At 74.7% G+C, this 19,797-nt stretch carries 16 protein-coding genes; 13 read left to right on the forward strand and 3 right to left on the reverse strand.

The window, feature by feature from the left end; all coding sequences use genetic code 11:
* Nucleotides 1–206: 206 nt before the first annotated feature.
* Nucleotides 207–857: a class I SAM-dependent methyltransferase gene (locus AB0O36_RS16540; protein WP_365110160.1), complete on the reverse strand. Its 651-nt coding sequence runs from the start codon at nt 855–857 to the stop codon at nt 207–209.
* A 290-nt stretch (nt 858–1,147) separates the two neighbouring features.
* On the opposite strand from AB0O36_RS16540, the gene AB0O36_RS16545 reads away from it, so the two are divergent.
* The 7 genes from AB0O36_RS16545 (at nt 1,148) to AB0O36_RS16575 (ending at nt 10,973) form a co-directional block, all read left to right on the forward strand.
* The gene (locus AB0O36_RS16545) at nt 1,148–3,061 is read left to right on the forward strand and encodes a serine/threonine-protein kinase (protein WP_365110163.1); all 1,914 of its coding nucleotides are present in this window, start codon (nt 1,148–1,150) and stop codon (nt 3,059–3,061) included.
* 141 nt (nt 3,062–3,202) lie between these two features.
* Nucleotides 3,203–5,341 (forward strand): protein kinase, encoded by a 2,139-nt coding sequence (locus AB0O36_RS16550; protein ID WP_365110166.1) that lies wholly within the window; start codon nt 3,203–3,205, stop codon nt 5,339–5,341.
* Nucleotides 5,342–5,444: 103 nt separating this feature from the next.
* Nucleotides 5,445–5,999, forward strand: a complete 555-nt coding sequence (locus AB0O36_RS16555; RefSeq protein WP_365110167.1) for a hypothetical protein — start codon at nt 5,445–5,447, stop codon at nt 5,997–5,999.
* Nucleotides 6,000–6,086: 87 nt separating this feature from the next.
* Nucleotides 6,087–8,330 carry an acyl-CoA dehydrogenase gene (locus AB0O36_RS16560; RefSeq protein ID WP_365110170.1) on the forward strand — a complete coding sequence of 748 codons (2,244 nt, stop codon included), beginning with the start codon at nt 6,087–6,089 and terminating at the stop codon, nt 8,328–8,330.
* 38 nt (nt 8,331–8,368) lie between these two features.
* Nucleotides 8,369–9,556, forward strand: coding sequence for a lipid-transfer protein (locus AB0O36_RS16565; protein WP_365110173.1), 1,188 nt, complete (start codon nt 8,369–8,371; stop codon nt 9,554–9,556).
* A 101-nt stretch (nt 9,557–9,657) separates the two neighbouring features.
* Complete coding sequence (locus tag AB0O36_RS16570; protein WP_365110176.1) at nt 9,658–10,194, forward strand: SigE family RNA polymerase sigma factor; 537 nt, start codon at nt 9,658–9,660, stop codon at nt 10,192–10,194.
* Between the two features lie 29 nt (nt 10,195–10,223).
* Nucleotides 10,224–10,973 carry a hypothetical protein gene (locus AB0O36_RS16575; RefSeq protein ID WP_365110179.1) on the forward strand — a complete coding sequence of 250 codons (750 nt, stop codon included), beginning with the start codon at nt 10,224–10,226 and terminating at the stop codon, nt 10,971–10,973.
* 3 nt (nt 10,974–10,976) lie between these two features.
* Here AB0O36_RS16575 and AB0O36_RS16580 read toward each other — a convergent pair whose 3' ends face one another.
* Entirely contained in the window at nt 10,977–11,333 is a 357-nt protein-coding gene (locus AB0O36_RS16580) for a DNA-binding response regulator (protein WP_365110580.1), read from the reverse strand.
* 228 nt (nt 11,334–11,561) lie between these two features.
* On the opposite strand from AB0O36_RS16580, the gene AB0O36_RS16585 reads away from it, so the two are divergent.
* The 3 genes from AB0O36_RS16585 (at nt 11,562) to AB0O36_RS16595 (ending at nt 14,582) form a co-directional block, all read left to right on the forward strand.
* The gene (locus AB0O36_RS16585; protein ID WP_365110182.1) at nt 11,562–12,416 is read left to right on the forward strand and encodes a MaoC/PaaZ C-terminal domain-containing protein; all 855 of its coding nucleotides are present in this window, start codon (nt 11,562–11,564) and stop codon (nt 12,414–12,416) included.
* Nucleotides 12,417–12,517: 101 nt separating this feature from the next.
* Nucleotides 12,518–13,594 carry a Zn-dependent alcohol dehydrogenase gene (locus AB0O36_RS16590; protein ID WP_365110185.1) on the forward strand — a complete coding sequence of 359 codons (1,077 nt, stop codon included), beginning with the start codon at nt 12,518–12,520 and terminating at the stop codon, nt 13,592–13,594.
* A 46-nt stretch (nt 13,595–13,640) separates the two neighbouring features.
* Nucleotides 13,641–14,582 carry a 3-oxoacyl-ACP reductase gene (locus AB0O36_RS16595; protein WP_365110188.1) on the forward strand — a complete coding sequence of 314 codons (942 nt, stop codon included), beginning with the start codon at nt 13,641–13,643 and terminating at the stop codon, nt 14,580–14,582.
* Nucleotides 14,583–14,680: 98 nt separating this feature from the next.
* On the opposite strand, the gene AB0O36_RS16600 is transcribed toward AB0O36_RS16595, so the two are convergent.
* On the reverse strand, nt 14,681–15,850 hold the full coding sequence (locus AB0O36_RS16600) for a hypothetical protein (RefSeq protein ID WP_365110582.1): 1,170 nt from the start codon (nt 15,848–15,850) through the stop codon (nt 14,681–14,683).
* Between the two features lie 825 nt (nt 15,851–16,675).
* Here AB0O36_RS16600 and AB0O36_RS16605 point away from each other — a divergent pair.
* From AB0O36_RS16605 to AB0O36_RS16615, 3 genes are read left to right on the forward strand one after another with little or no spacing between them, the layout of a single operon-like run.
* Nucleotides 16,676–17,533 (forward strand): Nif3-like dinuclear metal center hexameric protein, encoded by an 858-nt coding sequence (locus AB0O36_RS16605; protein ID WP_365110191.1) that lies wholly within the window; start codon nt 16,676–16,678, stop codon nt 17,531–17,533.
* A complete protein-coding gene (locus AB0O36_RS16610; protein WP_365110585.1) occupies nt 17,530–18,273 on the forward strand; it encodes a C4-type zinc ribbon domain-containing protein in 744 nt (247 codons plus the stop codon). Before AB0O36_RS16605 ends, AB0O36_RS16610 begins: the two co-directional genes overlap by 4 nt.
* Nucleotides 18,270–19,667, forward strand: coding sequence for a bifunctional RNase H/acid phosphatase (locus tag AB0O36_RS16615; RefSeq protein WP_365110587.1), 1,398 nt, complete (start codon nt 18,270–18,272; stop codon nt 19,665–19,667). Before AB0O36_RS16610 ends, AB0O36_RS16615 begins: the two co-directional genes overlap by 4 nt.
* Nucleotides 19,668–19,797 lie beyond the last annotated feature (130 nt).

The raw sequence follows: 19,797 nt of genomic DNA on the forward strand, positions 1-19,797 counted from the left end.
GTCGTTCCGTGACGGTCGTCGGGGTCAAGGGTGGCCCAACGGGCCATCGCCCTCCGGGCGACGCGACGAAGGAGCGCCCTTGACGCCGGCGGCCGTCACGGAAGGACAGTGAGGACTGACGGGCAGCCCCCGGGCACCCCTGCGATGCCGTCCAGGCGGAGCCCCGCACGCCCCCGTCCAGGCTCCGCTCCTCCGCCCCGCGCTCCCTAGATCGCCGGGGCGGGAGCCGTACGGCGCAGGATCCGGAGCGAGTCGGTCACCGAGATCTCCTCGAAGGCGCCGGAAGCCAGGGCGCGGCAGTAGACGCGGTACGGGGCCTGGCCGCCGTCCTCCGGGTTCGGGAACACGTCGTGGATGGCGAGGACGCCGCCCTCGGCCAGGTGCGGGGCCCAGCCCTCGTAGTCACCCGTCGCGTGCTCGTCGGTGTGGCCGCCGTCGATGAAGACGAAGCCGAGCGGGCCGCCCCAGGTCGCGGCGACCTGCGGGGACCGGCCGACGATCGCGATCACGTGGTCCTCCAGGCCGGCCCGGTGGAGGGTCCGGCGGAAGGTCGGCAGGGTGTCCATCAGGCCGATCTCCGGGTCCACGACGGTCGGGTCGTGGTACTCCCAGCCAGGCTGCTGCTCCTCGCTGCCCCGGTGGTGGTCGACGGTGATCGCGGCGACCCCCGCCTCGCGGGCGGCGTCGGCGAGCAGGATGGTCGAGCGCCCGCAGTACGTGCCGACCTCCAGGAGCGGCAGGCCGAGCTGCGCGGCTGCGGCCGCGGCTTCGTACAGCGCGAGGCCCTCGCGTACGGGCATGAACCCCTTGGCCGCTTCGAAGGCGGCGAGGATCTCCGGCTTGGGGGCGGCGGCCATGGTGCCTCCGGCGGTGCGTGGTGGATGGGCGGCCCATGCTGCCTTACCGGGTGGTAGGGGTGCACGGCGGGGGTGCACGGCGGGGGTGCACGGCGGGGGTGCGTGCGCGCGGGCCGCCTGGTGGGGCGGGCCTGTGGGCCGGGCCTGTGGGCCGGACCGGGGGCGCCGGTCCGCCGGATCCCCGTGCTGCCGGTCCTCGGAGGGGAGTTCGTGTACGTCCGCCCGAACCGCCCCTGCCCGTGGCGCCCGTCTCATATGATCGCCACCCGCAGCGGCGGGGGAGGCGCGGGATGCAGGAGTTGGGGCCCTCGGGGCCCGAACAGGTGGGGCCGTTCCGGGTGGTCGCGGTGCTCGGCCGGGGCGGGATGGGACGGGTGCTGCTCGGGGTCGCGCCCGACGGGCGGCTGGTCGCGGTCAAGCAGGTGCTGGCGCAGTTCGCCGACGACGACGGGTTCCGGGCCCGGTTCCGGCGTGAGGTGGAGGCGTCCCGGAAGGTGTCCGGAGCGTACACGGCGGCCGTGATCGAGGCCGATGCGGACGCCCCGACGCCCTGGCTGGCCTCGGTGTTCGTCCCCGGTCCCTCGCTCGGAGCGGTGGTCGAGCGGGTCGGCGTACTGCCGGAGGGGGTGGTGCACCGGCTGGCGGCCGGACTGGCGTCCGCCCTCGCGGAGATCCACCGGGCGGGGCTGATCCACCGGGACCTGAAGCCGGACAACGTGCTGCTCGCGGAGGACGGGGTCCGCGTGATCGACCTCGGGATCGCGCGCGTGGCGGAGAGCGGGGACGACCTCGGGCTGACGCGGACCGGGTGGGTGATCGGCTCGCCCGCGTTCATGTCGCCGGAGCAGGCGGAGAGCAGGGAGGTCACGGCGGCGAGCGACGTGTTCTCGCTGGGGTCGGTCCTGGTCCTGGCGGCCACCGGGCGGAGCCCGTTCGCCGCGGCCACGACCCTGCGGACGCTGAACAACGTGGTGCACGAAGAGCCCGACCTGAGCGCCGTACCGGAGGGTCTGAGGGGCGCCGTCGAGTGGTGCCTGGCCAAGGACCCGGCCGCCCGGCCCTCGCCGGTGGAACTGCTGGCGCTCCTCGGGCCGGTGGCCCCGGCGGGGCGGCACTGGCCGGCCGGGGTGTACGGGATGCTCGCCGCCCAGCGGACGGAGATCGACCGCGTGCTGGGGAGCGGACCCGGCCATACGGCGGCGGTGGACCCGCGGTCCGGGGCCGGGAGCGGGGTCGGGAGCGGGCCTGGGGCCGGGAGCGGGGCCGGGAGTGGGGCCGGGCTCGGGGCCGAGGACCGGCTCGGGGCCAGGGAAGTGTCCCGTGCCGGGGAAGGGGCCGCTTCCGGTGCGGAGTTCCGGACCCGGACGGCGCCGCGAGTCCCGGCGCGGCCTCCGGTCCCGCCCGCTCCGGAGCCCGGGCCCGGCCCCGGGCCCGACTCCGGGCCGGAGTCAGAGTCCGGCCTCCGTACGGAGTCCCGGGGCGAGCCCGCCGACTCGTCCGGGCCGGCCGACTCGTCCGGGCCGGCCGACTCGTCCGAGCCCGCTGACTCGTCCGGGCCGGCCCGCCGGGACGCGCCGCCGTACCGCAGGGGCCTGCGTCGGCCCGCCGCGATCGTGGTCGCGGGACTGCTCGTGGCGGCCGTCGGTGTGGGGGTGGCCCTGCTGTTGCCCGAAGGGGACGGCGGCCGCACCGACCAAGGGAAGCAGGGGGCGGGCCCGACGGCGTCCGGCCAGGTGACGGGTCAGGTGACGGGTCAGGGGGCGGGTGCGAGCCGGCGCCGGCTGGGGACCTGTGCGGAGATGGCCGCGAAGCTGCCGCCCGGCCGGATGGAGACCCGTGACTTCCGTTACGCGGAGGCCGCCCGGGTGCAGGTGAGTTGCGCCTGGGGCGAGGGGTCGTACGACCTCAACCCCGCGAGCCGGGTGGTCCGCTGGCACCTGCAGCTCGCGGGCAACGGTGCCGCCGACGCGGCGGCGGTCCAGCGGGACGAGTTCCGGCGGTCGACGACCACGACGCTTCAGCCGGCTCCCGGTCTCGGCTTCGGTGACGAGGCGTACTGGGAGGAGCCGGGGGTGCGGCAGGGGTGCGCGCTCGCGGTCCGTGACGCCGAGCTCGTCGTGCGGGTGGCCGTCACGGAGGACTGGGACTGCCGCAAACAGGCGGAGGACCTCGCTCGTGCCGCCGTTGCCGCCGTACCCCGCTGAGCCGCCGACTGCCCGCCGGTATGGCCCGATGATCACGATTCTGCCATCCTGCTGCGCGCGGGTTCCGGTGGCGCTTGGATGCGGATGTGGCACCACCGGGAGCCGTAGGGGCGGGCAGGGGAAGGGACAGGGGGAGTGGCCATGCAGGCATTGGGGCCGGACGATCCCGAGCGCGTGGGGCGTTACAGGATGCTCGCCGTGCTGGGACAGGGCGGCATGGGGCGGGTGCAGCTCGGGGCCGCTCCGGACGGGCGGCTCGTCGCGGTCAAGCAGGTGCACGCCCGGTTCGCGCACGACGACGGGTTCCGGGCGCGGTTCCGGCGTGAGGTCGCGGCCTCGCGCAGGGTGTCCGGTGCGTACACGGCGGCCGTGATCGAGGCCGATGCGGACGCGCCGTCGCCGTGGCTGGCCTCGGTGTTCGTGGCCGGGCCTTCGCTGGGGGCGGCCGTGGAGGCCGTCGGGACGCTGCCGGAGGGGCTGGTCCGCCGGCTCGCGGCCGGACTGGCCACGGCGCTGGAGGAGGTGCACGGGGCCGGGCTGATCCACCGGGACCTCAAGCCCGACAACGTCCTGCTCGCCGAGGACGGCGTACGGGTCATCGACTTCGGCATCGCGCGGGCGGCCGAGGGAGAGGGCAGCACCGGGCTCACGCGGACCGGGTGGGTGATCGGCTCGCCCGCGTTCATGTCGCCGGAACAGGCCGAGAGCAGGGAGCTGACGGCGGCGAGCGACATGTTCTCGCTGGGCTCCGTCCTGGTCATGGCCACCACCGGCCGGAGTCCGTTCGCCGCGTCGTCGACCCTGCAGACCCTCTACGACGTGGTGCACGCGGAGCCGGACCTGAGCGCGGTGCCGCCGGCGCTGCGGCCGGTCATCGCGAGGTGCATGGCCAAGGATCCGGGGGCCCGGCCGACACCGGCGCAACTGCTCGAACTCCTGGGGCCGGTCGCCCCGGTGGGCCGGCAGTGGCCGCCCGCGGTGTACGGGCTGATCGCCGCGCAGCGGGCGGCCATCGACCGGCTGCTCGACGCCCCGTCCCCGGACTCGCCACCGCAACCCGGCGCACCCGCCGCCGGGTCCGCCCCACCCGCCGCCGGGTCCGGCGCGCCGGCAGGGCCCGTGCCCGGCGCCGGCGCCGAGCCTTCGGCCGCGTCCGGGCACGGCGCCGGCGCCGAGCCTTCGGCTGCGCCCGTGCACGGCGCCGGGACCGATCCTTCAGCCGGGCCCGTTGCTGCTCCCGGGCCTGCGCCTGTTTCCGCTCCCGCGCCTGCGCCCGCTTCCGTGCCCGCCCCCGCTCCCGGCGCTGCGCCTGCTTCCGGTCCTGCTCCCGCTCCCGCGCCCCCTTCCGCACCTGCTCCCGCCTCCGCGCCTGGCGCTGTTCCCGCGGCTGCGCCCGAGCCTGGCCCCGCCCTTGCCCCTGCCCCTGCCCCTGCCCCTCCCCACGCCCCCGCCCCCGTGGCCGGTGCCGATCCCGGGGCTGTGACCGCCTCTGCGGCAGGGGTCCGTGACGCACCCGGCCGGGCCCCGGAGCCCGGGCCGGTGCCGCTGCCCGGTCCCCGGCCCGTGACCGCGCCCGGCAATGCCCCCGCACCGCGGACCTTCGCACCGCGGACCCCCGCGCGGCGGCGGATGGTGCTGGCAGCGGTCGGGGTACTGGTGGCGGTCGGCGCCGGGATCGGCGTGAGCGCGCTCTGGCCGGACGGGGACGAGCCGACGTCGCCCCGGGCCGTGGACGGGTCCGGGAAGCCGTCGGGGCCGGCGGGCGGCACGCCCGCGCCGAGCGGTTCGCCCTCGTCGGGCGGGACCGCACGGCCGGAGGGGGACCTGGGCGGGACTGCCAAGTACTGGAGGGTGCCCTCCTGTACGGAGATGGCCGGCAGCCTGCCCCCGGGCCGGACCACGGAGGAGGACGACCACGACGAGAACCCGGCCGAGGCGAGCACCGGCTGCACCTGGTACGCCGGGGACGACATGACCAGGTGGGTCAGTTGGAAACTGAAGCGCACGGGCGGCGGTACCGGAGCCCGCTCGGCCACCGAGGCCCAGCAGCAGGCGTTCGCCGCGGAGGCCCGGGAGGGGCGGCGGGTGACCGGCCTCGGCTTCGGTGACGAGGCGTTCTGGGGATGGACCGAAGAGGCCGGCTCCTGTCGGCTCGTCGTCCGCGACGGGAACCTGCGGGTGAACGTCACCCTGGGCGCGCAGGGCCGCCCCACCGTCGAGAGCTGCGAGAACGAGGCAAAAGGCATGGCCCGGTCCGCGCTGGCCGCCGTACCGCACTGAACGGCCCGGGCCTGGCCGGGAGCGGGCCCTGTCGGCAGCGGGGCCGGCCCCGTCGCGGCGATACTCCGTGGTGCCGGTCAGGCGCAAGCCGCAGGATGGGCGCATGAACCAGCCGACCGCCACCGTCACGCACCGGGTGGAGTTCCTGCGCCACCCCCACCCCGGATTCCCGCACCTCATGGCCTGGGGCATCCGTATCGACGGCACCGACCTGCGCGTCCTCGTCGCGGACGCGACCCGCGCTCTCTGGAGCAGCGAGCTCGACGAGGACGACGAGGACGACGACACCCCGCAGGAGCGCGACGAGTTCCTGCTGCGCCAGCACGCCCCCCTGCACCTGGACGAGGACGCCGACGGCGCTCGGGCCCGGGCACACTTCCTGGGCGACGCCCCGCCGCACCTCCGCCACGAGGACACCGATGCCCAGTTCCTGCTGGGCTGTCCGTGCGGGATCGACGACTGCTGGCCCTTGCTCGCCACGGTCCGTGTCGCGGCGACGGAGGTCACCTGGTCCGGGTTCCGCCAGCCCCACCGGCCGCAGTGGGGCGAACTGCCCCTGGGGCCGTACGTCTTCCCGCGCCCGGCCTACGACGAGGCGCTGGCCGAGCCGGTCCCGCTCGCCTCGGACCCCCTCGCCCCGTTGTGGCGTGAGGAGTAGCCGCCGGCCGGACCGTGCCGAGGGGGCGTGCAAGAACCCGCGTATCTGACCTTCCGTCAGATTGGAACGTGTTCTACTCTGCCGCGCATGGGCATCGGAATCACGCAAGAGCACCGGGAGCTGGCCGGGGCCGTGCGCGGGTGGGTCGCGCGGACCGTGCCGCCCGAGGACGTGCGGAAGCTGCTCGACGGTCCGCCGCGGAACGGCGGCCGGCCCCCCTGGTGGGACGCGCTCGCCGCACAGGGGCTGCTCGCCCCGCACCTGGAGGGCGGGACCCTGCTCGATCTCGCCGTCGTCGTCGAGGAGGCCGCGCTGGGTGCGCTGCCCGGACCGTTCCTGCCCAGTGCGCTCGCGTCCGCGCTGCTGCGGCGGGCCGGTGCCGAGGAGCTCTGCGCCGCCCTCGCCGACGGCAGCCGCATCGGAGCCGTCGCACTCGGGCCCGGCAGCATGACCGCCGTGGCCGTCGAGGGGGGCGGATACCTGCTCGACGGGAGCGCGCCCCCGGTGCTAGCGGCCGGCGAGGCCGATCTCGTGATCCTCGCGGCCGAGGCCGCGCACGGCACCCTGTGGTTCGCCGTGGACGCCGCCGAGCTGGACGTCCGTACGCACGACAGCGCCGACCCCACCCGGCCGACCGCCGAGGTGCGGGCGCGCGGGGCCGCCGTACCGGCCGGTCGGCTGCTCGCCCTCGACGCCGCGCTCGTACGGGACCTGGCCTGCGCCCTGTTCGCCGCCGACGCGTGCGGAACGGCGGCCTGGGCGCTGCGCACGGCCGCCTCCTACGCCAAGGTGCGCGAGCAGTTCGGGCGGCCCATCGGGCAGTTCCAGGGGATCAAGCACCTGTGCGCGGACATGCTGGTCCGGGTCGAGCAGGCCCGCGCGCTCGCTTGGGACGCCGTGACGGTGATGGAGACCGGGACCGGGACCGGGACGATCGCGACGGGTGCGGGTGCGGGTGCGGGTGCGGGTGCCGGTGTCGGCGCCGGCGCTGGCACCGGCGCGGAGGAGGCCGCCGACGTCCGGGCGCTGGTCGCGGCGCTCGCCGCCGGGACCGCGCTGGACGCCGCCTGGTCCTGCACCAAGGACTGCATCCAGGTCCTCGGCGGCATCGGGTTCACCTGGGAACACGACGCGCACCTGTACCTCCGCCGGGCCCTCGCCGCCCGGCAGCTGCTCGGCGCCGGCGACGGCCACCGGGTGCGCGCCGTACGGCTGGCGGCCGCCGGGGCGCGGCGCGAACTGCGGCTGGAGCTGCCCGACGAGGCGGAGGCGTACCGGACCAGGGCGCGCGAGGCCATCCGGGACGCGCGCGGCCTGGACCCGGCCACCGCGCGGCGCGTGCTCGCGCCCACCGGCTACGCGGCGCCGTACCTGCCGCCGCCGTACGGGCTGGGGGCGGGCCCCGTCGAGCAGCTCGTCGTACAGCAGGAGCTGGCCGCCGCCGGGGTGAAGGTCGCCGAACTCGGCATCGCCACCTGGGTGGTGCCCTCACTCCTCGCCTACGGCACCCCGGAGCAGCGGGAGCGCTACGTCCTGCCCACCCTGCGCGGCGAGATCACCTGGTGCCAGCTGTTCTCCGAGCCGGGGGCCGGCTCGGACCTGGCCTCGCTGCGGACCAGGGCGGAACGCGGTGCGGAGGGCGGATGGCTGGTGAACGGGCAGAAGGTGTGGACGAGTTCCGCCCACACCGCGGACTTCGGGATCCTGCTCGCCCGTACGGATCCGGAGGCCCCCAAGCACAAGGGACTCGGCTACTTCGTCGTCGACATGAAGAACACCCCGGGCATCGACATCCGGCCGCTGAAGGAGATCACCGGCGAGGCCCTGTTCAACGAGGTGTACTTCGACGACGTGCCGCTCCCGGCGGAGGCGCTGGTGGGCGAGCCGGACGGCGGCTGGAGGGTGGCCCGCAACACGCTCGGCAACGAACGCGTCCACATGGCCGACCAGATGACCTTCGACACCGGGCTGGAGGCGCTGATCGCGCGCTCCGCCGAACTGGACGGGGCCCACCGGGCCCGGATCGGCGCGCTGGCGGCCGAGGCGCACGCGCTGGCCTGCATCGGGCTGCGCACCACCCTGCAGCAGGTGTCCGGGCTGGAGCCGGGCGCGGGTGCCTCCGTACGGAAGCTCGTGCAGACCCCGCACCAGCAGCGGACGGCGGAACTCGCGCTGGAGCTGCTCGGGCCGGCCGGGGCGGTGTGCGAGGGCGTGGGGGAGCGGGCGGTGCACGGGGTGCTGATGTCGCGCTGCCTGACCATCGCCGGCGGGACCACGCAGGTGCAGCTGAACGTCGTGGCCGAGCGGATCCTCGGCCTGCCCAGGGACTGACCGAGGGACTGACCGAGGGACTAGGAGCTGTTGCGGGTATGAAGTCGTACATCGTGGGCGTAGGCATGACGAAGTTCGAGAAGCCCGAGTCCCGGGACTGGCAGTACTGGGACATGGCGAAGGAGGCCGGGGAAGCGGCGCTCGCGGACGCCGGGATCGACTACGGGCGGGTGGAGCAGGTGCCGGTGGGCTACTGCTTCCAGGCGTCTACCGCCGGTCAGCGGGCGGCGTACGAGCTGGGGCTGAGCGGGGTGCCCGTCTACAACGTCAACAACAACTGCGCGACCGGGTCGACGGCGCTGATGATGGCCCGGCAGTTCGTCGAGGGCGGCTTGAACGACTGCGTGCTGGCCCTCGGCTTCGAGAAGATGAAGCGCGGGGCGCTGGGCGGGGGCGCCGACGGCGGCGACTTCAAGACCTCCCCCGTCGCCCGGCACTACGGGATCATGGCGGCCGGGCACGGCTTCGACATGTCCCCGCCCACCGCGCAGATCTTCGGGAACGCGGCGCGCGAGCACATGGACCGGTACGGGACGACCGCGGCGCAGCTGGCGGCGGTCGCCGCGAAGAACCACCGGCACAGCGCGGACAACCCGAACGCGCAGTTCCGGGACGTGTACACGGTGGAGGAGATCCTGGCGGCGAAGGAGATCCACCGGCCGCTGACCAAACTCCAGTGCTCGCCGACCTCGGACGGCGCGGCGGCGGCCCTGGTGGTGTCGGAACGCTTCGTCGTCGAGCACGGGCTGCACGACAGGGCCGTGGAGATCGTCGCCCAGGCGATGACCACGGACACGCCCGATTCCTTCGCCTCCGGTTCCTGCATCGACGTGGTCGGCAAGCCGATGACGGCGGCGGCCGCACGGCAGGTGTACGAGCGGTCCGGGCTCGGCATCGAGGACGTGGACGTGATCGAGCTGCACGACTGCTTCTCCGTCAACGAGCTGCTGACGTACGAGGCGCTGGGCATGTGCGAGGACGGCGCCTCGGGCAAGCTCGTGGAGTCGGGGGCGACGACGTACGGCGGGCGCTGGGTGGTCAACCCGTCGGGCGGGCTGATCTCCAAGGGCCACCCGCTGGGCGCGACCGGGCTGGCGCAGGCGGCGGAGCTGGTCTGGCAGCTGCGCGGCACGGCGGGCCCGCGCCAGGTCGACGGGGCGAGGGTGGGCCTGGCCCACAACATCGGCCTGGGCGGCGCGGCGGTGGTGACGCTGCTGCGACGCTGACGGGCCGGGGCGCTGACGGGCCCGGGGCGGGCGGGGAGCGGTGGGGGAGGAGGCAACGGTTGGGGAGGCCCATGGACTCTGAAGGGTAGGAGGTGGAGTCCATGGGGGGACGGAAGCAAGTGCTGGACGAGGAGTTCCAGGGCTTCGTGACGAGCAGGTGGCCGAGGCTGATGCGGACGGCGTACCTGCTGACGGGTGAGCAGCACGCGGCCGAGGACCTGCTGCAGTCGTCGATGGAGAAGGTATACGCGTCCTGGCGGAAGGTCAGTCAGGCGGACGATCCCGATGCGTACGTGCGGCGGGTGCTGGCCAACACGCATGCCCGGAAGTTCCGGCGACGGCTCAGAGAGGACCTGGCGCCACCAGGTGTGGACGATCCGTCCGTGACCCTCGCCGACCGGCCGGAGAAGGGCGACCGGATCGCCCAGGCGGAAGACCGTGCGGCACTGATGCGCGGCTTGGCGGAACTGCCGCTCAGGCAGCGCCAGGCAGTGGTGCTGCGGTACTGGGAGGACCTGAGCGAGACCCAGGCCGCTGCGGCGATGGGGTGTTCCGTGGGCGCGGTGAAGAGCAACGCCGCCAAGGGGATCGCCAAACTGCGGGCCATACCCGCGCTGGTGGCGGTGGTCGGCCGATGAGCGGGGGAGACGAGCGCGGGATGACGGCGATGGACACGCAGGAGCAGGACCGGATGGCGGAGCGCCTGGCGCACGCCGCCGACGGAGTCGTCGTGGGAGCGGTCCCGCTGGACGCCCTGATGCGGGGAGGCCGCCGCCGGCGGGTCCGGCGGGCCCTGTTGTCGGGTGCCCTGGCGCTGGCGGTTCTCGTTCCGCTGGGCGGGGTGGCGGTGTCGCTGGCCCGGGAGGACCGGCCCGCCGAGGTGGCGGTGCCGCAGCCGCCGGAGGAGGACTCCGTCACCGCGGACCTGGGCAGCGTGGATGCTGCCGGTGTGCTCTTCCACGCCAAGATCACTGTGCAGCGCTTCCCGATCAGGTTCGTGAAGCGTCCGGCCAGCCTGCCACCCGACTGGGAGGTGCCGAAAGAGGGGCCGTGGCCGTGGGTCGATGTCGACTTCGACGGGCCGCCGCTCCGGGAGCCGAGGATATTCAGCTACGGACCATCGGATGTGGAGGCAGATCAGACGGGAGTGCTGATCCAGTCTCACAGGGTAGACCTGGATCGCCCCGGCGATGCGATGGAGCGCTTCCGCACCCTGGCCGTAGGTCAGATCAAGCCGGAGTTCCGGCGTGTGGTGATCACGTGGAAGGACGGCTCCACGAGCGAGCCGAGGCTGCAGAGCGTTCCCAAGAGCGATCGCCTCTGGTTCATAGCGGGAGCGAAGGCATGGGTGAAGCCCGATTTCGTGGATCTGTACGACGCAAGCGGGAAGCACACGCGGCAGGAGCTGCCACAGTGAGGCTCAGAGCTCCAGCGCGGGGTCGATGACCGTTTCACCGGTCGAGGCGGCGCGGAGGGCTTGGGCCAGGTCCTCCACGGGGCCGTCCCGGAGGACCAGACCCGCCGCGCCGGCGGCGAGGGCGGCGGCCGGCAGGCCCGGGACGGCGCGGCCGGTCAGGACCAGGGCCCGGCACTCCGGGGCCTCCGCCGCGAGGGCCTCGACCGCGGCGACCGAGTCGACCAGGGCCACCTGCGGGCGCTGTTGCGTCGAGGGGACCACCTCGATGTCCGGCTGGAGGCCGAGCAGTACGGCCAGGGCCGGGTCGGGCGGGACCAGCAGGACCCGCAGGGACTTGGCGGGGCGGGGGTCCCGGGGCATTTCGTCCACCCGCCCAGGGTAGGTCAGGACCGTTCCCCGCGCCTGATCTGACGTGACGTCAGGAGTCTTCACAAGTGCCGGGGGGTGCGTTATACATTCCCTCACCGGAGCAGATAGAACGCGTTCTAGGAACGTGTCGGGGCTCCGGTCCGCATACGACCCCGGTGCGGCCGACGGTGCGGACGGCCGTACCGGGGTCTTCCAAGAGGAACAAGGAGCAGCATCCTCATGCCGATCGATGCCGCCAGGGCCCTTGCCGCCGATCCCCGCCGCAGCGAGATCGAGTGGGACCACAAGGACATCCAGCTCTACCACCTCGGACTGGGGGCCGGCCGTCCGGCGACCGACCCGGACGAGCTGCGGTACACACTCGAATCCAAGCTGCACGTGCTGCCGAGCTTCGCGACCGTGGCCGGTGCCGGAATGGCCATGCTGGGCGGGCTGGGCGCGCCCGGGATCGAGGTCAACCTCGCCGCCGTGCTGCACGGCGGGCACTCCATCGAGCTGCACCGGCCGATCCCGGTCAAGGGCGAGGCCACGTCCAGCTCCAAGGTCGCCGCGGTCTACGACAAGGGCAAGGCTGCCGTCATCGTGCTCCGCTCCGAGGTCGCCGACGCCGACGGCCCGCTGTGGACCTCCGACGCGCAGATCTTCGTCCGCGGCGAGGGCGGCTTCGGCGGGGAACGCGGGCCCTCCGAGCGGATGGAGCTGCCCGAGCGGGCGCCCGACCGGACCGAGGAGCGGCTGATCCGCGAGGAGCAGGCCCTCCTCTACCGGCTCTCCGGCGACTGGAACCCGCTGCACGCCGACCCGGAGTTCGCCAAGCTGGCTGGCTTCGACCGGCCGATCCTGCACGGCCTGTGCTCGTACGGCATGACCCTCAAGGCCGTGGTGGACACCGCCCTGGGCGGGGACGTGTCCCGGGTCAGGGCGTACCGCACGCGGTTCGCCGGGATCGTCTTCCCCGGCGAGACGCTGCGGATCCGGATGTGGCAGGAGCCCGGCCGCGTCCAGGTGTCGGTGACCGCCGCCGACCGGGACGACGCGCCGGTCCTCGCCGACACCGTCGTCGAGCACGCCTGACGAAGCCGGCGGGGCAGACGGCGCAAGGCAGACGGCAAGGCAGAGGGCAAGGAACTCAGCAAGGGATCACGTACGACCGAACCGACCCTAGGAGCCGCACCGTGCGCGCAGCACTGCAGAGCGAGATCGGCCAGGACAAGCTCGAAGTCGTCGAGGACATACAGGCGGTGGGCTTCGGCCCCGGCAAGGTGAGGATCCGGATCAAGGCGACCGGGCTCTGCCACTCCGACCTGTCCGCGATGAACGGCGTGCTGCCGCAGCCGGCGCCCTTCGTCCCCGGACACGAGGGCGCCGGTGTGATCACCGACGTCGGGGACGGGGTGACCAGCCACAAGCAGGGCGACCGGGTCCTGGTCTGCTGGCTGCCGCCGTGCGGCCACTGCCCCGCCTGCAAGCGCGGCCAGGGCCACCTCTGCCTGGAGAGCTTCGGGAACGTGGCCACCCCGAACTTCCGGCGCGGCACCGGGGACGTCTTCGGCTTCGCCGGCACCGGAACCTTCTCCGAGGAGGTCGTGGTCCCCGCCGGGTGCGCCATACCGATCCCCGACGACCTGCCCTTCGACATCGCCGCGCTGATCGGCTGCGGGGTCACCACCGGCCTCGGTGCGGCCATCAACACGGCGAAGGTGGAGGCCGGTTCCTCGGTCGCCGTCATCGGCTGCGGCGGCGTCGGCATCTCCGTCATCCAGGGAGCCAAGGTGCAGGGCGCGGCGCAGGTCGTCGCCGTCGACCCGGTGGAGTCCCGGCGCGCGGCGGCGCTGCGGTTCGGTGCCACCGAGGCGGTGGCACCCGAGGCATTCGACGACGCGAAGAACCGCATCACCGGCGGCGAGGGCTTCGACTACGTCTTCGAGGTGGTCGGCAAGTCGGCCACCGCGCAGACCGCGTACCAGATGACCCGGCGCGGCGGCTCGGTCGTCGTGGTCGGCGCGGGCGCCCTCGACGACAACTTCCAGATCAACATGTTCTCGCTGTTCTTCGACGAGAAGAGGATCCTGCCGTCCATGTACGGCGGCGGGGACGTGCTCCGCTCCTACGAGCGGACCATCGCGCTGTGGCGGGCGGGCCGGATCGACCTGGCGGGCCTGATCACCCACCGGGTGCAGCTCGCCGAGATCAACGACGCCCTGGACCAGATGCGGACCGGCACGGCCCTGCGCACCTGCATAGAAATCTGACCCGAACGTCCGCTTGCACGCACGCTTCCCGAGAGGAACCTGCTCCATGGCACTGCCACTCGAAGGACTCTCCGCCGTCGTGACGGGGGCCGGCCGCGGGCTCGGCCGGGCCGAGGCGGTCGAACTCGCCCGGCTCGGCGCGAGCGTGGTCGTCAACGACTACGGCCGGCCCGGCCGGGACGGCTCCGGAGAGGCATCGGCCGCGCCGGCCGAGGAGGTCGTGGCCGAGATCCGGGCGGCCGGCGGCCGGGCGGTCGCGCACCTCGGTGACGTGGCCGACTTCGACCGGGCGCGGGAGCTCGTCGAGCTGGCCGTGAGCAGCTTCGGCAAGCTCGACATCCTGGTCAACAACGCCGGCATCCTGCGCGACCGGATGGTCTTCTCGATGTCGGAGGAGGAATGGGACTCGGTGATCCGGGTCCACCTCAAGGGCCACTTCAACACCACGCACTTCGCGTCGGTGCACTGGCGGGAGCGGTCCAAGGCGGCGGGCGGCCCGGTCTACGGCCGGATCATCAACACCTCCTCGGAGGCGTTCCTCGGCGGATCGGCCGGACAGCCGAACTACGCGGCGGCCAAGGGCGGGATCGTGGGCCTTACCACCTCCACCGCGCTGGCCCTGGCGAAGTACGGGGTCACGGCGAACGCGATATGCCCGCGGGCCCGCACCCGGATGACCGAGGACGTCTTCGCGGGCTTCCAGGTCCCGGAGGAGGGGAAGCTGGACCCGCTGGCGCCCGAGCACGTCTCCCCGCTGGTCGGCTACCTGGCCTCGCCGGCCTCGGCCAAGGCCAACGGCCAGCTGTTCGTGGTGCACGGCGGGATCGTGGTCGTGATGGAACGCCCGCGGGTGGCCGCGAAGTTCGACACCACCAAGGAGTCCTTCTCCTTCGAGGAGCTCGACGAGGTGCTCACCCCGCACTACGAGTCCCGCCCGGCGGGGGAGACCTTCGCCGCGGTGGAGGTGCTGGGCCTCAAGCACGACTGAGCATCCGGTTCCGAGCACCCGGTTCCGAGCGCCCGGTGGCCGTGGGGGTGGGGGCCGTGGGGGTGGGGGCCGTTCGCGGCCCCCACCGCCGGACGGTGCTACGCCGTCGCGGCGAGCGGGGCCTGCTGGAGCGGGACCGGCTTCGGGGCCGCCGGGGGCGGGGCGATGCGGACCGGGGCCGGCAGGGCCGGCGGCATGCCCAGCGAGGCGACGCCGCACGGGACGGCCGGGGTGGAGTAGGGGAGGCGGAGGCGCCCTTCCGGGGTCCACAGGCCCCCGCCGAGCCAGCCCGCCGGGGTGCCCAGCCGGAACACCTGCCGGTCTGCGGGCCGCCACAGGGCCAGGGTCTCGCCCGTGCCCCCGAAGCCCGCACCGCCGCCGAAGCCCGCGCCGCCCATGCCGCCCGCGCCGTCGGTGCCGGCCTCTGCGGCCGCCGGGGGCGTGAGGCGCAGGGCGACCGCGCAACTCTCCGGCATCAGCACCTGCCCCGGCTGCACCGCGAACGGCACCGCCGTCGCCCCCACGGCCCGCAGGCACTCCGGGAAGCGGACCGGCAGGGCGCTGCCCAGCACGCCCCAGCCCAGCCGCTGCTCGCCCGGGGCGTCCGAGCGGATCAGCAGCAGCCCGCTGTCGGGGTCGGCCAGCAGCAGCCGGTCGTCGCTGGTCTCGGCGATCTGCAGCAGCGGCGACACCTCCCCCGCACGCCCCAGGTCCACGGCGACCGCCTTGACCCGCCCGTCCTGCTCGCGGTCCAGGGCCAGCAGCCGGCCCGCCCGGTCCAGCCAGACCCCGCCGGAGCAGCGGCCCCCGATCCGGGCGACCGGCTCCGGGCCGCCGGTCCCGCCCGCCACCCGCCACACCGTGGTCGACGTACCCTCCACGGCCAGCGCGTACGCCGTGCACCCGTCCGGCGAGGGCGGCAGCAGCCGCAGGCGCAGCCCCTCGGCGGCCTCCACCGAGCCGAGTGCCAGCTCGCCGGTGCCCGGGCCGGTGGGATAGAGGAGGGCGAAGGCGTGCCGGTCCGCGACCCGGCGGTGGATCAGCACCCGCCCGTCGGCCAGCGGCAGCACCTCGCTGTCGGCCTCCTCGGGCTGCTCCAGCGGGAGCGGCACCGCGTAGGGCTCGGGCCCGCTCAGGGTCCAGCGCTCCGGATAGCGGGCGTCGCCGGTCCCGGCGAGCCGGGCGGCGTAGGACCCGTCCGCGGCGATCGTGAACGACGCGCCCCCCGGTCCCGCGGGCTCTCCGTCCGACGGGGCATCTCCGTCCACCACGGATCCCCGCTCCCCCGCGGCCCCGGCGTCCACTGCGGATCCCCGGTCCGCCGCGGGTGCTCCCTCCGCCACGGGTCCTTCCTCCGGCGCGGATCCTCTTTCCGCGGCGGGTTCCCGTTCCCCGGCGGTCTCCCCCTCCCCGGCGGGATCCCGGTCGGCAGCGGGCCGTTCGGCAGTAGCTTCGGCACAGGCAGTCATCCGTGCGTCACCTCCGGCGAGCAAGCTAGTTTTCGCACTTCCTGCCGAACAACACGAGCCCTCCCGCTTCACACATAAGGGTGGCGGCCCCACGGTTCCCCTGTGCGCAGCGCGACGACTGTGCTGGGGCGATGGTCCGGGTGAGGTCCGGGTGAGGGCTGAAGCGATGCCAGGGTGAGGGTCGGGGCGAGGAGCGGGCGAGGACCGGGTGAGGACCGGACACGGGCCGGGGCGAGCACCGAGTGAGGGCCGGGGAGGAGCGGGTGAGGGCTGCGGCCCCCCGCCGCCGCCCCCCCGCCGCTCCCGCCGCCCGCCCGGCCAGGACCGGGTGGTTGCTGGGCGAGGACTGGGTGAGGACCGGACAAGGACCGGGGCGAGCACCGGGTGAGGGTCAGGCGGGGACTGGGTCAGGACCGGGAGGCGGCCGGGTGAACGCCGGGGCGATGCCCGGGTGGCGGCCGGGTGAGGACCGGGTGGCGGCTGGGTGGGGGGCGGGGCGAGGAGCGGGTGAGGGCCGCGGCCACCCCGCGCCGATCCCGCCGCCCGGCCCGCCGGGCAGGAGTCGGGGCCCCTGCTGTGATCGCCGGGCGGTCGGGCGGCCGCGGCGGACGGTAGCCTTGGCCCGTGCCTCGTCTCTCTGAAGTCATCGCCGCGCTCGACTCCCTCTGGCCCCCCGCGCGGGCCGAGCAGTGGGACGCCGTCGGAACCGTCTGCGGCGACCCGGACGCAGAGGTCTCCCGGGTCCTGTTCGCGGTCGACCCGGTCCAGGAGATCGCCGACGAGGCGGTGAAGCTGGGCGCCGACCTGATCATCACCCACCACCCCCTCTACCTGCGCGGCACCACCACCGTCGAGGCCGGCACCTTCAAGGGCCGCGTCGTGCACACCCTGATCAAGAACGACATCGCGCTGCACGTCGCGCACACCAACGCCGACACCGCCGACCCCGGCGTCTCCGACGCCCTGGCCGGCGCCCTCGACCTGCGCGTCACCGGCCCCCTGGTGCCCGACCCGGCCGACCCCGCGGGCCGCCGCGGCCTCGGCCGGATCTGCGAGCTGGACCACCCCGAGACCCTGCGCGAGTTCGCCGCCCGCGCCGCCGCCCGGCTGCCGCGCACCGCGCAGGGCATCCGCGTGGCCGGCGACCCGGACGCGCTGATCCGCACGGTCGCCGTCAGCGGCGGTTCCGGCGACAGCCTCTTCGACCAGGTGCGGGCCGCCGGCGTGGACGCCTTCCTCACCGCCGACCTGCGCCACCACCCGGTGTCCGAGGCCCGCGAGCAGAGCCCGCTCGCCCTCGTCGACGCCGCCCACTGGGCCACCGAGTGGCCCTGGTGCGAGCAGGCCGCGGCCCAGCTCGACGCGATCTCCGAGCGCCACGGCTGGGGCCTGCGTACCCACGTGTCGCGCACGGTCACCGACCCCTGGACGGTGCACGCGCCGTCCGCCACCACACCCTCTATCCCTGGAGCCCCCAACTGAACGCCGAGCCCGCCGACCAGATCCGACTTCTCGACGTCCAGGCCCTGGACACCCGGCTGTCGCAGCTCGCCCACAAGCGCAAGTCGCTGCCCGAGCACGCCGAGCTCGACTCCCTGACGAAGGACCTCACCCAGCAGCGCGACCTGCTCGTCGCCGCGCAGACCGAGGAGAGCGACACCGCCCGCGAGCAGACCAAGGCGGAGCAGGACGTCGACCAGGTCCGCCAGCGTGCCGCCCGCGACCAGCAGCGCCTGGACTCCGGCGCGGTCACCTCGCCCAAGGACCTGGAGAACCTGCAGCGCGAGATCGTCTCGCTCGCCAAGCGCCAGGGCGACCTGGAGGACGTGGTCCTGGAGGTCATGGAGCGCCGCGAGTCCGCGCAGGAGCGGGTCACCGAGCTGACCGACCGGGTCGCCGCGCTGCAGTCGAAGACGGACGACGCGACGGCCCGCCGGAACGCGGCGACCGGCGGGATCGACGCCGAGGTGGCCGCCGTCTCCAAGGACCGCGAGATCGTCGTCGGTTCCGTCCCGGCCGACCTGATCGCCCTGTACGAGAAGATCCGCGCCAAGCAGGCCGGGATCGGCGCCGCGAAGCTGTACCAGAAGCGCTGCCTGGGCTGCCAGCTCGAACTGGACCTCTCCGAGATCAACGAGGTGAAGTCCGCGGCCGCCAACACGGTCGTGCGCCACGAGAACTGCGGCCGCATCCTGGTCCGTACGGCCGACTCGGGCATCTGATGCGGCTGATCGTCGAAGCGGACGGCGGATCCCGGGGCAACCCGGGGCCCGCCGGCTACGGCGCGGTGGTCCTGGACGCGGCCACCGGTGAAGCACTGGCCGAACGCGCCGAGTTCATCGGTGTGGCCACCAACAACGTGGCGGAGTACAAGGGCCTGATCGCGGGTCTGGCGGCGGCCCGCGAGCTGTCGCCGGAGGCACGGGTCACCGTCCGGATGGACTCCAAGCTGGTGGTCGAGCAGATGTCCGGCCGCTGGAAGATCAAGCACCCGGACATGAAGCCGCTGGCCGCCGCGGCGGCCCGGATCCTGCCGCCCGCGCAGGTCGTCTACGAGTGGATCCCGCGCGAGCGGAACAAGCACGCCGACCGGCTCGCCAACGAGGCGATGGACGCGGGCAAGCGGGGCGAACAGTGGTCCCCCTCGGCCTCCTCCGCCGCCCTGGACCGCGGCGCGGCCCGGGCCCTGGCCACCCCGCCGACCGCGGGTCCGCCCGGAGACCAGGCCGCCGGCGCGGCCGCGGCCCGTGCGGCGCTGGCCGGCGCGCGGTCCGCGGGAGCCGGCGGGTCCCTGGCCGAGACGGAGGCCGCCGACGCGCTGTTCGGCCGCGGCCAGGCAACCAGCCAGGCAGCAGGCCCCTCCGCTGCTCCGGCTTCCCCGCCCGCCGCAGTGCCGGCGCCCGCGGGCTCCGGCGACGGCCGGGACGGAACCGCCGCCCCGGCCGTGGCCGGGTCGGCCCCGCAGCCGGCCGGCTGGGCCGCGCCCGACCTCGGCACGCCCGCCACCTTCGTGCTGCTGAGGCACGGGGAGACCGCCCTCACCCCCGAGAAGCGGTTCTCGGGCAGTGGCGGCACCGACCCCGAGCTGTCCCCGGCCGGGCGCCGCCAGGCCGCGGCCGTCGCCGCCGCCCTCGCCGGCCGCGGCACGATCCAGGCCGTCGTCAGTTCCCCGCTGCGCCGCTGCCGGGAGACCGCGCAGGCCGTCGCCGACCGGCTCGGGCTGCCGGTGACCGTGGAACAGGACCTGCGCGAGACCGATTTCGGCGCCTGGGAGGGCCTGACCTTCGCCGAGGTCAAGGAGCGTTTCCCGGACGACCTGCAGGCCTGGCTGGACTCCTCGAAGGCCGCCCCCACCGGCGGCGGCGAAAGCTTCGCCCACGTCGCCCGCCGGGTCTCGGCCGCCCGCGACCGGCTGCTGGCCGCGCACGCCGGACGAACCGTCCTGCTGGTCACGCACGTCACCCCGGTCAAGACCCTGGTGCGGCTCGCGCTCGGGGCCCCGCCGGAGGCCCTGTTCAAGATGGAGCTCTCCGCGGCCTCGCTGTCGGCGGTGGCGTACTACGCGGACGGCAACGCCTCCGTGCGCCTGCTGAACGACACCTCCCACCTGCGGTAGTCCGCGGTGCGACCCGGCCGGGTACGGGTCGCGGTACCGGGCGGCGAACGTGCCGAGGGCCCCCCCCCCCCCCCGGGGGCGGGGCCGCGCCCGGCACCGGGGGGACCAAAGACCCCGGGAGGCGCCGAGA

Source organism: Streptomyces sp. NPDC089799 (assembly GCF_040684755.1).
In the GTDB taxonomy this organism is placed as follows: Bacteria; Actinomycetota; Actinomycetes; order Streptomycetales; family Streptomycetaceae; genus Streptomyces.